Consider the following 14329-nt stretch of genomic DNA (forward strand, 5'->3'; position numbering starts at 1 on the left):
ATTTCATACTGGCTTTTTTGTATCTTAAAGAAAATTAATCTTCTTTGTTCATTACCGCTTGGATAGTGAGTTTTATCTCTGGTGTTAATAGTTTTGAGATGTCATGAGCAAAAGGCGTAACTTTTTCAAGTACTGCATTTCCATCGCTGTCTAAATAACCTTCGGTTTTTAAACTATTAAATAAGATACCAAAAACCCCTTTATCGAAGAATTCTGGGGCATTAATTCCATGCAGACGGCTTAAGCGCTGAGCCATTATTTGGCTTTGCTCTTCTAATTCACTCTTATCTAATTCAGGCGATGCTTGTAAATGCGTAAGAGCAATTGCATAGCGTTGTAGTGTTTCTGAAATAGTATGAGCCAATAAGTGAAGTTTACGAATATTGGTTGGGTTAAGTTGTAAAAGCCCATTTTCGAGTACGATTAACTTTTGACGAATTAATTCATCAATATGTTGGTTAACCACATCGCTCAAACCTTCGTCGCCATAATGCAAAAATAACTCAGCTTTAAGGAATGGGTAGATCTTTTGAATCTGTTGTTGGATACCATCAACAGAAATTGAACGAGACTGCACAACTAATTTTGCAATTAATGACGGTAATGCAAATAGATGAATAATGTTATTACGATAGTATGTCATTAAAATTGACTGGTTTCTGTCTAATGAAACAATTTCACCGAGAGTATCTTTTTCAATAACGAATTTATCAAGAGCAATCGCATGTTCTAACAGCTCTTCAGCACTTTCCATTGGTACAGTGGCAGTATCTGAATAAGGGATGTTGCGTAGTAGCTGTAAATAACAATCTAGCTGTTCAGTTAGATCTTCTTTACTTAGCGCGCGCTGACGAGCTGCAAGTAACGCGGTTGCACATAATGTTAATGCATTTGCTGCCGCCGCATCGTTAATATGCGTCATCATCTTATTGGCAATGCCATTCACCACGGGAACCATCCACTCTGGCTTTTGTGGCTCAATCGGGTTAATTGATTCAGACCAATTTGGTGCGTGTTCATTTAAATAATGGTTTAGTGAAATAGGCTCACCAAAGTTGACGTATCCTTTACCGAAATTACGCAGTTTACGTAGCGTACGTAATACCTGTCCTGCATTTTCTTTTTCTTTACGCTTACCTTGCAGCTCTTTAGCGTAAGTGGTGACTTCCATTACGTGTTCATAGCCGATATAGACTGGCACAAGCGTTACTGGGCGGTTTAACCCTCGCAGCATAGCTTGAACGGTCATTGCTAGCATTCCGGTTTTTGCTTCCAATAAACGGCCAGTACGTGAGCGTCCGCCTTCACTGAAATACTCAACTGAATAACCTTTTGCAAAAAGTTCTGCTAAGTATTCACGGAAAATTGTCGAGTAAAGACGGTTACCTTTAAAACTACGACGAATAAAGAAAGCTCCGCCACGACGGAAGATAGGACCCGCAGGGAAGAAATTTAAGTTAATGCCAGCTGCAATGTGTGGTGGTACTAACCCTTCATGATAAAGCACGTAGGAAAGCAACAAGTAATCCATGTGGCTACGGTGACAAGGAACGTACACAATTTCATGGCCTTCTTGTGCTAGCTTACGCACAGTAGACGCGTTATTAATGTTTAAACCTTGATATAAACGATTCCATAGCCATTTAAGAATACGGTTACCGTTTTTTATCAGTGAGTAAGAGAAGTTTGTTGCGATCTCTTCCATGATGTTCATGGCTTCTTTACGCACTTTTTCTACATCGACGTTACGCGTTTTAGCTTCTTCAAGAATGACCTTTTCAATCGCTTGTGATTTTAATAAACGATTAAATAGCGCTTGGCGATTAGGTAGATTAGGACCAGAGGCCGCCAATTTTTGACGAGAGAAGTGAATCTTAGCCACTCGTGCCAGTTTATGAGCAATCGCTTCATCTGCACCGTGGTTATCTGCCATGTAGCGTAAAGATACCACTGGGCTGATACGAACGGTTGAATCACGTCCTGCTTTAATTAAGGTTACAAATTTTTGAGGGCCATTCAGAGGCATCAGATGAGGTTTACTCGTTCCTTCTTTTCCTGGTCTTCTTCCCCATAAAATTGAGGTTGGGATCAGTTGAAAGTCTGCGTCTTTGTTTTCTTCGTGATGTTTTAGAACGATTTTAAATAGATCTAGAGACTCTTGTGGTAGGTCGTCATCAGTATCGAACATTTTAGGTCCGATAGATGTGAACACGTAGCGTGGGTATTCCACATCATCAATCGTGATCGGAGAAAGAGGGTCTGGTAGCCCTAGTTCTAATGCACTTTTTTGTAATGTCAGTAAATCAACATGCGAGCGAAATGGCAGGGCATAGATGATTGGACGCTCAAGATCGATCTTAAGGTCTTCAATTGGGTTCGATGGAATCGAAGTACTCTTCACCATTACTGATAATGGCAATTTTAGCAAAGAGTGATAAATAGTGTGTCCTGTAGACATAATGACAATAACGCCTTAGTTATGTACCGATCGGTCGGTTTATATAGTTGCTTACAATTTCACGGCAAGAATAGCAGAACTGGTCAAACCTTTTAATAGAAATGAACAGATTATCCACAATAGTACGAGTAATATGACATAAAAGTCGTTAATTTTGCCGCCTTTTTAATCAATAGGTCTTTCAAAGCATAGCACAGCTGTATATACTCACAGTTAACTGTATAAACAGACAGGTGATTTATGAAGCCGCTAACGGCAAGACAGCAAGAAGTCTTTGAGTTAATCAAAGCAAAAATTGATGATACTGGCATGCCACCGACACGAGCAGAGATCGCTCGTGAGTTGGGATTTCGTTCAGCGAATGCGGCAGAAGAGCACTTAAAAGCCCTTGCTCGTAAACAGGTTATCGAGATTATTCCTGGCGCTTCTCGAGGTATTCGAATTCTTTTACAAGATGCAGAGAATGAAGAGCTTGGTGTTCCTTTAATTGGTCAAGTGGCAGCAGGAGAGCCAATTCTTGCTCAAGAGCATGTAGAGAGTCACTATCAGGTTGATCCTGGCATGTTTAAACCACAAGCTGATTTTCTATTGCGAGTGAATGGGGAGAGCATGAAAGACATCGGAATTATGGATGGCGATTTGCTAGCGGTTCATAAGACGCAAGATGTTCGTGATGGACAAGTGGTTGTCGCACGAGTGGATGATGACGTAACCGTTAAACGTTTAGAGCGTAAAGGGTCCATGGTTTTCCTTCATGCAGAAAATGAAGAATTTGCTCCAATTGAAGTAGATTTAACATCACAGAGTTTAAGTATTGAAGGTCTTGCTGTTGGTGTTATCCGCAGTACAACTTGGATGTAATACTTACGTATAATTACTATTCATTTAGATGATCTTAGGAATGAATATTATTAAATTGTCATTATCGCTTGTTTTTCTGAAATAGAACTTTACAAGTGGTAATGATAGTTATTATCATCTAGTTTCTTTCATAGGAGATGATAATGACACAGCTCGGCCATAAAATTCCTTCTCGCCTACTGCAACCTCTGTGGTTAAGAAGCCGTGAAAGTATGATCGATAACGGATTAATTTACGATCCCATTGCAGCTGCTGCATGTCGACATTGTCACCTCTCTTCTGACTGTCTCTCTGGAGATATCGATCAAAAGCAATTACTCCATGCCACTCTTACCGTTCAATGTGATCAATACGTTTCTCGATTTCTAAAATCTAATCCATCGGGGTGGGTGGTGAATGTCGGTGCTGGTCTAGATACGCGTTTTTATCGATTAGATAACGGTCGGTGTCATTGGCTGGAACTTGATATCAATGAAAATCTTCTCTGGCGACAAAAGCTGTTTCATACCAATGAGCGTTATTATTTGCGCTGTGGCTCTGCAACAGAAGAAAGCTGGGTAGATAACCTTCCCGTGCCACACGATTTACCAGTAATGATTGTCTGTGAGCATGCATTATTAGAATGTAATGAAAAACAGTTAGCGAAATTTGTCCAGTTATTGGGTCGTCGTTTTCATCATGCAGAGGCGTTGTTTGTGGTGGCGGGGGATCGCTGTAATACCATGATAGGCAAAAAGCTCGGCAGTATTGAATATCAACATGGTTTATATCAACCAAAGCAACATTTTACGGGGTGGCTACCGTGGATAGAAAAATTATCTGTGACATCGCCTCTTGAGCATGATTGTACACGATGGAAAGTATGGCAGCGCTGGTTGTCTAAATTTCCACTTTTTAAGCACAGAGTAACGCCATTGCTAATTCATATGAATTGGTGAATGTGTGAAACAAATTAAAGTAGCAAAGGTTTAGGTTCAAAAAGAAGTAAGTAATAATACGATTACTTTTCAATCTTGGTAGAGCTTATGCTACAGGCACTAAAAAACCTTTCTCTACACCGACAGGTATTAGCGTTAGCTATTCCTATGGTGCTTTCAAATATCACTATTCCGTTATTAGGGTTAATTGATGCTGCTGTCATTGGCCATCTCGAACACGCATGGTATTTAGGAGGGGTTGCAGTAGGCGGCACCATGATCAGCGTGACGTTTTGGTTGTTGGGTTTTTTACGCATGGCAACCACAGGTTTATCTGCACAGGCGTATGGCGCTGAAAATAAAATGTTACTGAGCCAAACATTTTCTCAGGGTATTTTTTTAGCGCTCTGTTTTTCTTTTATTCTTCTTCTTTTTCATCAACCTCTTTCTTACGCTATTTTTTCTTTTAGTGACGCAGCACCTGAAGTTAAGTTGTATGCCGAGCAGTATTTCTCTATCCGTATATGGAGTGCCCCGGCAGCGTTGAGTAATTTGGTTATCATGGGCTGGTTACTCGGAACGCAAAATGCTCGTTACCCTATGTGGCTTGTGATCATTACTAACGTTATAAATATCGTACTTGATTTATTATTTGTGGTTGGCTTTGATTGGAAAGTAGAAGGAGCAGCATTTGCCTCGGTCATTGCGGACTATTCGGCTTTGGTCACAGGCTTGTTCTTTGTCTTTAGGCAAAGCAAAAAATTAGCGTTACCTCGTTTCATTATGCCAATTGCAAATCTTCTTTTTGGTTTTAAGCGTTTATTTAAATTGAATCGAGATATTTTCTTACGCTCATTATGCCTACAAGCGTGCTTTACTTTTATGACGTTTCAAGGGGCATCGCTTAGTGTTGATATTGTGGCAGCTAATGCGGTATTGATGAGCTTTTTGATGATGATTTCATATGGTATGGACGGTTTTGCTTATGCAATGGAAGCCATGGTAGGAAAAGCCATCGGAGCGAAGAGTAAATCTCAGTTATCTGATTCTTTAATCGGCACGACTTTTTGGAGTTTCATTATTAGTTTGATACTTAGCTTAGCCTTTGGGCTTGGAGGTTATCAATTAATTTCAATGATTTCTTCTATTGGAACGGTACAACAAACGGCGCTTATTTACCTTCCTTGGCTTGTTGCTATGCCATTAGTGTCGATGTGGTGTTTCTTATTGGATGGGATTTTTGTTGGAGCAACGAAAGGTTCTGAGATGAGAAATTCCATGTTTATTGCGATGTTAACCTTTTTTACTATGTGGTGGTTAATGCAAGATTACGGTAACCATGCATTGTGGGCTGCGATGTTATCTTTTATGGCTATGCGTGGTATCAGCTTAGCAATTACCTTTTTTATACAATGGAGAAAAGCAATTTTCCTATGATAGGCCAAATAGTTTATTGTATTGATAGTTAAATAGAAAATGGGGTAAGTTAAGGCTTATCCCATTTTCGTTCTGTGCTGCTGATGATGGTTAGAAAAGTCTATTTAATCCATTAAGAGCAGCAACACGATAAGCTTCGGCCATTGTTGGATAGTTAAATGTTGTATTTACAAAGTACTCAATAGTATTGGCGTCGCCTTTTTGTTCCATAATGGCTTGGCCGATATGAATGATCTCAGCGGCACGCTCACCAAAGCAATGTATGCCTAATATTTCTTTAGTTTCACGATGGAAGAGAATTTTCAGACTGCCAATATCCATTCCTGCAATTTGAGCGCGAGCTAAATGTTTAAAGGACGCTCTCCCTACTTCGTATGGGACTTTTGCAGCAGTTAACTCTTGTTCCGTTTTACCAACTGAGCTAATTTCGGGAATGGTGTAAATACCTGTAGGGATATGATCAATCAGTTGTGCTTCTGCTTTGCCTTTTGTGATTGCTTGGGCAGTAAATCGGCCTTGGTCATAAGCGGCGCTTGCTAGGCTTGGATAGCCAATGACGTCACCAACCGCATAGATATGATCAACAATAGTTTGATAACTTCCATTTACTTTGAGTTGCCCACGAGAATCCGCTTCTAGCCCTACCGCTGATAAATTAAGTTTGTCCGTATTCCCGGTTCTGCCATTGGCAAATAGAATGCAATCGGCTTTCATTTTTTTACCAGACTCAAGATGCATCACGATACCATCATCATTGGCTTCAATGCTTTCAAAGCTTTCATCATTGCGAGTAACAATGCCACTGTTCCAGAAGTGATATGAAAGAGCATCAGACATTTCGTTATCTAAAAAGGAAAGTAAGCGGTCTCGAGTATTAACCAGGTCGACTTTGACTCCTAAACCTCGAAAGATAGAGGCATACTCACTGCCAATAACGCCTGCACCGTAAATAATAATATGTCTAGGATCATGCTGCAGAGATAAAATGGAATCACTGTCATAGACTCGGCTGTGGTTGAAGTTAACTCCAGCCGGGCGGTATGGGCGTGAACCCGTTGCGATAATGAATTTATCTGCGGTATAAGTTTCGATAGAGCCGTCTTTTGCGGTTACGGCGATGGTATTTTTTTCGACAAAACTGGCTTCACCGAAGATAAGTGAGCACTGATTGCGGTCGTAAAATCCTTGTCGCATTCTCGTCTGTTTATCAATAACACTTTTCGCATGGCCTAAAATATCCGAAAAAGTAGAGTGAAGACTGGTATTATTCTTACAATAAAGAGGGTTTGAATTAAATTCAAGAATACGGCTAACGGCATGACGCAGTGCTTTGGATGGTATGGTTCCCCAGTGAGTACAACCGCCACCAACACTTGGTTCTCTTTCAATAATAGCAACGTTTAGGTTTGCTTTTGTCAGCCCCATAGCGGCGCCTTCTCCCCCTGGGCCACTTCCAATTACAATGGCATCAAAATGGGTTGAATGTGTAGGGGTCGAGTTAGTCATTATTAGTGCCTTATTATTATCAATCTCGCAACATTGCTAGTTAACTATTTTAACCTTTTCATTCGTTTGGTAAATCAAGTGAGTAAGATAGAGTGGAGAGGATCACGTTGTTTATGGAAATAGACAGGTTTATGGATTTCATTATTTACATAGATAAATAGAAATCGATAATGTGAACTAGCGAAAAGTTTGTGATACCCATTAAATTAAATTGTGCAATATACGGTAAAATATATGTATCCTGAATTTGAAGCTGATGATCTCAATGTAGCATCAGAAGTGAAGCGACCAGTAACGGCAAAAGGTGTGAGAGCACAACAGAAAGAAAGAACTCGTCGAACCATTATCGATGCAGCTTTTTGTCTACTATGTGCTGAAAGAGGCTTTACGAGCTTAAGTTTACGTGAAGTAACAAGAGAAGCAGGAATAGCCCCAACGTCTTTCTATCGTCATTTTAAAGATATGGACGAATTAGGGCTCACCCTGGTTGATGAAGGTGGCTTGATTTTACGCCAACTAATGCGCCAAGCTCGTCAGCGAATTGTGGTTGAAGGAAGCGTGATCCGAACATCGGTTGATACGTTTATGGAGTTTATTGAAAGTAGCCCCAACGTATTTCGTTTGTTATTACGAGAACGCTCTGGAACTTCACCGGCCTTTCGTGCCGCAGTAGCAAGAGAGATCCAACATTTTGTCGCGGAACTAAGCGAATATTTAGTTGCCACAACAGGAGTGCCTCGTGAAGATGCATTAGTGCAGTCTGAGGCTTCAGTAACGTTAGTATTTAGCTCTGGTGCTGAGGCATTAGATCTGGATGCTGTGCATAGAAAAGAATTATCAGAAAGGTTGATTTTTCAGTTACGAATGCTTTCTAAAGGCGCCTATTGGTATCGTAAAGAAAATGATCAATAGAATACAGTTACATTGATCGCAGTGAATCAATGTTTATAAGAGGTAATAAAGCATGACAAATGAAAATAGTAGAAATGAACGAAAAACATTAGTGCTATCAGTGATAACTGGTCTTTCTCTGAATGCTGTTTGGGTTGGATTTACAGTAACAGAAGTGGCTTTTTCAATTTTTCCAATCATAGCATTGGTTTTAGCTGCTCAAGGCTTGTACCAAGAATACTTACGTCAACCTGAAAGTGAAGATACTTCGTTGATTGCTGTCGCTTGTTTCTTTGTCGGTTTATTTGGTCATTCTGCTTTTGTGAAGGCGCAATACCCAGAAATGGGAGGTAACTTCTTCTCTATTCTTGTTGCATTAAGCTTATTACTTTGGATTGCGGTAAAAATGGGCTTTTTAAAAAAGAAAGATGATCCCGTAGATGCTTAATTAGTTAATAAAAGAAAAGGCTCAGAATGTAGTGTTCTGAGCCTTTTTTCTATTTATTATTTTCGTTCTAAGAAAACACCCGCTTCCATATGATGTGTATATGGGAATTGGTCAAATAGAGCAAAGCGAGTTATGTTATGTGTTTTGCCTAAAATTTCTAAGTTTTCTTTTAGTGTCTCAGGGTTGCAAGAGATATACATAATACGTTCATAACCCTGAACCATTTTACAAGTGCCTTCATCCATACCTGAGCGTGGTGGATCGACAAAAATGGTATTGCAGTTATAGCTTTTTAAATCTACGTTTTGATCTTTTAAGCGTCTAAATTCACGTTTACCTTCCATCGCATCGGTAAAGTCTTCTGCTGACATACGGATGATTTGAACATTATCAATATTGTTTGCTGCAATATTGTATTGTGCTGACTCTACTGAAGGTTTTGCTAATTCAGTCGCTAAAACGCGATCAAAGTTTTTAGCTAAAGCTAATGAGAAGTTACCATTACCGCAGTAAAGTTCTAATAAATCACCTTGGCTGTTTTGAGTACAGTCTACCGCCCACTCTAGCATTTTTTGTGCAACAATACCGTTTGGTTGGGTGAAGCTATTTTCAACCTGCTTGTAAGTTAAAATATCGTCGTTAACTTTTAGTTTTTCAATAACAAACTCTTGGTCCAGTACAATCTTCATTTTACGAGCACGACCAATAAGATTCAGATTAAAACCTTCATTATTTAAGCGTTGTTTTAGTGCTTTTGCTTCTTCTTTCCAAGCATCATCTAATTGGCGGTGATAAAGCATTGAAACTAAGATTTCACCGCTTAGAGTGGATAAAAAGTCTACTTGAAACATCTTATGACGCAAAATTTTGCTTTCTTTTACCGCTTCAGTCAGTAATGGCATTAAATCATTAATGATACGACTGGCTGGCAAAAAGTAATCGACACGGTATTTTTCTTTGGTTTCTTGGTTGAACATAACGTAATACATTTCGTCATCTTCATGCCAAACTCGAAACTCTGCTCGCATACGGTAGTTTTCAGCAGGAGAAGAAAAGACTTCCAATTCAGGAACGTCAAATTCAGAAAACATTGCAGACAGTGCTTCTGCTTTTTCATCTAATTGTACTTGATAATTTTCTGGGTTCATGACGGGTTGGGTCATTGTCTTGCCTCACGCTGCTCAAAATAAGAGCGCCGATTTTATGCGATAGAGATCTGTTGTCCAGTATTTGTGTGTGATTGATCGAAACTAATTGAGTAAAAGAGGGAATACTCATTAGCTAAGCCTAGACAAGTATAGCGTACGTCATTACTATTTCGGCCATGTTGGTGCGCTATTTTTATATTCGATAATAGCCTGAAAAGGGAATCTGGTGAGAATCCAGAACTGACGCGCAGCGGTAAGAGAGAACGAAGGTACACATATTAATCCACACTGTTATTTTTCTTTATCTGTAGGGAAGGGGAATGGGAAGTGAGTACTGTAGGTTAACTGCTCTCAAGTCCGAAGACCTGCCAGCAATATGCGATACATAAGGTATTGCTATATGGACTTAACGCGATTTTAGGAAACAACGGAAATGAAAAAAACTGCCCTTGCGACTGCAATAGTGTCGCTGCTTTCTCACGCCTATACTTCCCCTGTATTTGCTCAAAACACCACAACTGAAACTGATGAGACTATGGTTGTTACTGCCAATCGATTTGAGCAGTCAGCTAAAGATGTTATTGCGCCAATGAGTGTAGTCACAAAAGAAGAAATTGTTCAGATTCAAGCAAAAACGATGACGGACATTTTAAGATTGCAACCTGGGGTTGAAGTCGCAAGCAATGGTGGTATTGGTCAAAACGCCTCTATTTTTATGCGAGGTACTAACTCTGATCATGTATTGATTTTAATTGATGGCTTTAGAATGAACAGTTCTATTAAAAGCGGAATGAACATTAATAAAATCCCTGTAAATCAAGTCGAAAGAATTGAAATCATTCGCGGTTCTGGAGCGGTAATGTATGGCTCTGATGCAGTTGGAGGGGTGATTAATATCATCACCCGAACTTCTCCTGACAATCAGTCGAAATCAGCAACCATTGGTGCAGGTAGCGATAAATATAAAGAAGGAAACTTTGCTGCTAACACTCAAGTAGGCGAAAATGGACATTTAAAAATGGCTGCCGGATTCACTCAGACTGAAGGGTATAACGTAAACCCTCAACCGGGAAAAAATGATGGCGATAAACATGGTTTTGAAAACAGCCAGTTTATGCTGAACTATGAGCATCAGCTTTCCTCTTATGTTAGTCTTTTCACTGGTGTTAGATGGTTTAATAGCACATCAGAATATAACCATTATACAAATACAAAATCTCGCTCAGAATCAGAATCTACAGTTTACTCTTCAAAATTATCTTTTCATAAAGATGCGGTTTCATCAAATTTAAGTATCAGTTATCAAGATGATCAAACATTAGAATATCATGAGAATGGTGAGCTCGATTCGGAGCAAAAAATTGATCAGTTAAATATGCAATGGGCTAACCAAATCAAACTAACGGATGACTGGTTAGTTAATGCAGGTGTTGATTGGACTGATGCGAAAGTGAAAGCTGACATTACTGATTGGTCAAATAAGGTGATTATTAATGAAGGTGAAAGTCGAACGTCAACTGGCGTATATTTTGGAACTCAATATCAACTAGAGCAATTAAAGTTAGAAGCCAATACTCGATTTGATAAGCACGATAAGTATGATGAATATACAACGTGGGGAGTTGGTGCGAGCTATCAAATTAATGATATTTACAAAGTAAGCACAGCTTATAATACTGCCTTTAAAGCGCCATCATTTTATGATTTATCGACAGCTCCTGATTTAGAACCAGAAAAATCAAAAAACATTGATGTGAGTTTAGCTGCAGCATATAGTTTAGTTGATGTTAATTTATCCTTGTATAAGAATCGCGTAGATAATTTGATCGTTTATTATGACGCTCCAAATTTTGCAGGTTACAGTGCTAATGTTGATGCTGATATTAAAGGTGCTGAGTTAGAGCTATTATTTGATACTGGAGTTGTTTCTCATACGTTGATTGCTGAGTATAAAGACCATAAAGATACTGAAGGTCAACAGTTAGCAAGAAGAGCGAAACAGAACTATAAATGGATGGGTAATATAAGCTTGGGTGATTTAGATCTGAATCTCTCTTATATCTACACAGGAAAGCGCTCTGATTTACCTTCAGCTCCAGGAGTTGAAACAGCTTATCTTGATCCATATTCATTGTGGAGTGTCGCTGCTGCTTATTGGGTCACGTTAGATCTTGCTGTTCGCGGAAGAGTTGAGAATTTACTTGATGAAGAATATGAAACGGCTGGTGGGTATAAACCCGCAGAACGTTCATATTATGTTAGTTTAGACTATCAATTTTAAACATATCTAAACCGCCTGTAATCGGCGGTTTTTTCTTTTCTGAGGTTTATATGAAAAAGAAAGTCATCATCAGTTGGTCTTCTGGTAAAGATTCAACACTCACTCTTATTCGTCTACTTCAAAACTCTGATTATGAGGTTGTTGCTTTATATACAACCCATGTCGCAAATGAAGTACCTTTTCAAGTCACGCCTATTTCAGTTGTTCAAATGCAAGCTGACTTGGCGAGGTTGCCTTTAATTACGATTGAATTGCCTACTGTGTTCCCTGCCAACAATGAATATAAAAGTTTAGTCGTAACTGATTTAAAGGAATGTGGAATTGAGTTTGATGCAGTTGCCTTTGGCGATATGTTTTGTAATGGCATTGTCGAATACCGTAAAAGCTATATAGAAGCTGCCGGTTGGGAGTGTGTTTTTCCATTGGTAGGACAATCAAGTCGTGAGCTAGCAGAAGAGATCATCAGCTGTGGAATTAAAACCATCCTTGTTACAACGGATGGAACTCAGTTAGATAATCAATTCTGTGGCCAAGAATACACAATGCAGCTACTTTCTGAATTACCAGTGCAAGTTGATCCATGCGGAGAAGATGGGGAGTTTCATACGTTAGTAATAGAGGCTCCTTGTTTTCGTGGCTCTATAACGTTATCTGATATAAGAGTTGATGAACAAGAGCGATTTACTTATTTGCGATATCAGGCTTCTGTTTTACAAAAATAGCATTAACGGTATGATTAGGGCCTAATCTTCATATCGACTTAAAGAGTCTGTGGTTTCAGTTATGCCAAAACATATTTTGATTTTTGATTCAGGTATCGGTGGATTATCTGTATATAAAGAGATCCAATATCAATTACCTTTAGCAAAGTATATTTATGCTTTTGATAATGCTGCGTTTCCATATGGTGAACTTACTGAATCAGTGCTAATAGAAAGAACAACACATATCATTTCTCAGCTTTGTACGAAATTTGCTATAGATATCGTTGTGATCGCTTGCAATACCGCCAGCACTATTGTGCTACCAACACTTAGAGGTAAGTTAACCATTCCAGTGGTTGGTGTTGTTCCTGCTATAAAGCCTGCAGCTCTTGTATCAACTAAAATAGGACTTCTTGCTACTCCGGCAACAGTTAAGCGAACTTATACATATGAGTTAATTAAGTCATTTGCTCCGATTTCTGATGTTCAACTATTAGGTTCAACTAGATTGGTAGAAATGGCGGAAGAAAAGATGATTGGTGTGGATGTTGACCTCACAGAGTTAAAAGATATTTTATCTCCTTGGCAAAATAAGGTAGATACGATTGTTCTTGGCTGTACTCATTTTCCATTTTTGAGAAATGAAATAAAAAAAGTACTTAATGGTAATGTGTTACTTATTGATTCAGGTGAAGCGATAGCAAGAAGAGTAAAGCAGTTACTAGGAGAACATGAAGAGGATAGGAGAGAGATGATAAAAGGAGAAGTTTATTGTAGTGCCCCAACAAAGAATGAAGAGGCACTAAATAAAACATTTCGAGAATTAGGGTTTAATTCTCTTCAATATTTGGATTACCCGAGGTTTTAGGATCATTAGCAATACGAACTTTTAGCGTACGCTGATCAAATTCGTTATTGTTTAAGTTTTCGATAACGTTATCCGCATCTTTACTTGCAACAACAACAAAACCAAAGCCTCTTCTTTTACCTGTTCGTTTGTCTTTCATCAGACGAACTGCAAATACGTCACCGAACTCAGCAAACAGATCTTTTACGTCTGACTCATTAGCACGATAAGGTAAATTACCAACATAAAGGGTAGTACTTGCTTGATCTGTATTCTGATCTTCATCAGAAGAAATCGTGGTACTTGATTTAGTTGGAGATTTATTAATAGTTAATAATGTAAAACCTGTAATTACTGCGCCAAAAGCGAAAGCAAAAGCCGGAGATACAGCGATTGGTAATAAAGAAATTGCACCTGCACCTAGTGCAGCAATAGCAATGATAATAATATTTGAATTAGTAGATTTCATGATAAGTAAGGTCTAGTAAATAAATGGAAAATGATGAATTAACAATAAAATCACATCGATACTACTTATATTATTTATCAATTGCCAACTAATTAAGTCATTGTTCATTTCTTGTAGGCCTTTTGTGTGAAAAAAAGTGATCTGTGTAGAAAATAATCACTTAGAAAGGAATTATTAAAAAGTACTTGCGTAAGTGTTCTACCTCCCTATAATGCGCATCCGTTCTCAAGGGAAAGCTGAAGTTAAGCATCTAGTGAGAATTTAGTTTTGAGTTGTTTAAAATTATTTTAAATAACGCTTGACTTAACTGTCTGGCTCGATATTATACGCAGCCTGAAACGACGAAGCGATAACGCTAAGTG

12 protein-coding genes and 1 riboswitch are annotated in these 14329 nt (G+C 38.8%); of the genes, 8 read left to right on the forward strand and 4 right to left on the reverse strand.

The window, feature by feature from the left end:
* Nucleotides 1-34: 34 nt before the first annotated feature.
* Nucleotides 35-2458: a glycerol-3-phosphate 1-O-acyltransferase PlsB gene (gene plsB, locus PVK63_RS17695; protein ID WP_130087931.1), complete on the reverse strand. Its 2424-nt coding sequence runs from the start codon at nt 2456-2458 to the stop codon at nt 35-37.
* 240 nt (nt 2459-2698) lie between these two features.
* Between plsB and lexA the strand changes: the two genes are divergently transcribed.
* The 3 genes from lexA (at nt 2699) to dinF (ending at nt 5673) form a co-directional block, all read left to right on the forward strand.
* Complete coding sequence (gene lexA / locus PVK63_RS17700) at nt 2699-3319, forward strand: transcriptional repressor LexA (protein WP_130045705.1); 621 nt, start codon at nt 2699-2701, stop codon at nt 3317-3319.
* A 143-nt stretch (nt 3320-3462) separates the two neighbouring features.
* A complete protein-coding gene (locus tag PVK63_RS17705) occupies nt 3463-4257 on the forward strand; it encodes a class I SAM-dependent methyltransferase (protein WP_274440790.1) in 795 nt (264 codons plus the stop codon).
* An 87-nt stretch (nt 4258-4344) separates the two neighbouring features.
* Complete coding sequence (gene dinF / locus PVK63_RS17710; RefSeq protein WP_130087930.1) at nt 4345-5673, forward strand: MATE family efflux transporter DinF; 1329 nt, start codon at nt 4345-4347, stop codon at nt 5671-5673.
* 90 nt (nt 5674-5763) lie between these two features.
* Here the strand turns inward: dinF and sthA are convergent, their stop codons facing one another.
* A complete protein-coding gene (gene sthA, locus PVK63_RS17715) occupies nt 5764-7179 on the reverse strand; it encodes a Si-specific NAD(P)(+) transhydrogenase (RefSeq protein ID WP_130049219.1) in 1416 nt (471 codons plus the stop codon).
* A gap of 234 nt (nt 7180-7413) precedes the next feature.
* Here sthA and fabR point away from each other — a divergent pair, with 234 nt between their 5' ends.
* Nucleotides 7414-8091, forward strand: a complete 678-nt coding sequence (gene fabR / locus PVK63_RS17720) for an HTH-type transcriptional repressor FabR (protein WP_130045708.1) — start codon at nt 7414-7416, stop codon at nt 8089-8091.
* Nucleotides 8092-8143: 52 nt separating this feature from the next.
* A complete protein-coding gene (locus PVK63_RS17725; protein ID WP_130087929.1) occupies nt 8144-8518 on the forward strand; it encodes a YijD family membrane protein in 375 nt (124 codons plus the stop codon).
* A 56-nt stretch (nt 8519-8574) separates the two neighbouring features.
* On the opposite strand, the gene trmA is transcribed toward PVK63_RS17725, so the two are convergent.
* Nucleotides 8575-9681 (reverse strand): tRNA (uridine(54)-C5)-methyltransferase TrmA, encoded by a 1107-nt coding sequence (trmA, locus tag PVK63_RS17730; RefSeq protein WP_130087928.1) that lies wholly within the window; start codon nt 9679-9681, stop codon nt 8575-8577.
* A 148-nt stretch (nt 9682-9829) separates the two neighbouring features.
* Nucleotides 9830-10053: riboswitch (cobalamin riboswitch) on the forward strand.
* A 46-nt stretch (nt 10054-10099) separates the two neighbouring features.
* On the opposite strand from trmA, the gene PVK63_RS17735 reads away from it, so the two are divergent.
* From PVK63_RS17735 to murI, 3 genes are all read left to right on the forward strand, one after another.
* Nucleotides 10100-11947, forward strand: coding sequence for a TonB-dependent receptor domain-containing protein (locus tag PVK63_RS17735; RefSeq protein ID WP_130087927.1), 1848 nt, complete (start codon nt 10100-10102; stop codon nt 11945-11947).
* Nucleotides 11948-11997: 50 nt separating this feature from the next.
* Entirely contained in the window at nt 11998-12669 is a 672-nt protein-coding gene (locus tag PVK63_RS17740; protein ID WP_130087926.1) for an ATPase, read from the forward strand.
* Between the two features lie 61 nt (nt 12670-12730).
* Entirely contained in the window at nt 12731-13519 is a 789-nt protein-coding gene (murI, locus tag PVK63_RS17745) for a glutamate racemase (protein ID WP_130087925.1), read from the forward strand.
* On the opposite strand, the gene PVK63_RS17750 is transcribed toward murI, so the two are convergent.
* Nucleotides 13482-13967, reverse strand: coding sequence for an RNA recognition motif domain-containing protein (locus PVK63_RS17750; protein WP_130045714.1), 486 nt, complete (start codon nt 13965-13967; stop codon nt 13482-13484). The genes murI and PVK63_RS17750 overlap by 38 nt on opposite strands.
* Nucleotides 13968-14329: the final 362 nt, after the last annotated feature.

It is taken from the genome of Aliivibrio sp. S2TY2, from assembly GCF_028765525.1.
In the GTDB taxonomy this organism is placed as follows: domain Bacteria; phylum Pseudomonadota; class Gammaproteobacteria; order Enterobacterales; family Vibrionaceae; genus Aliivibrio; species Aliivibrio finisterrensis_A.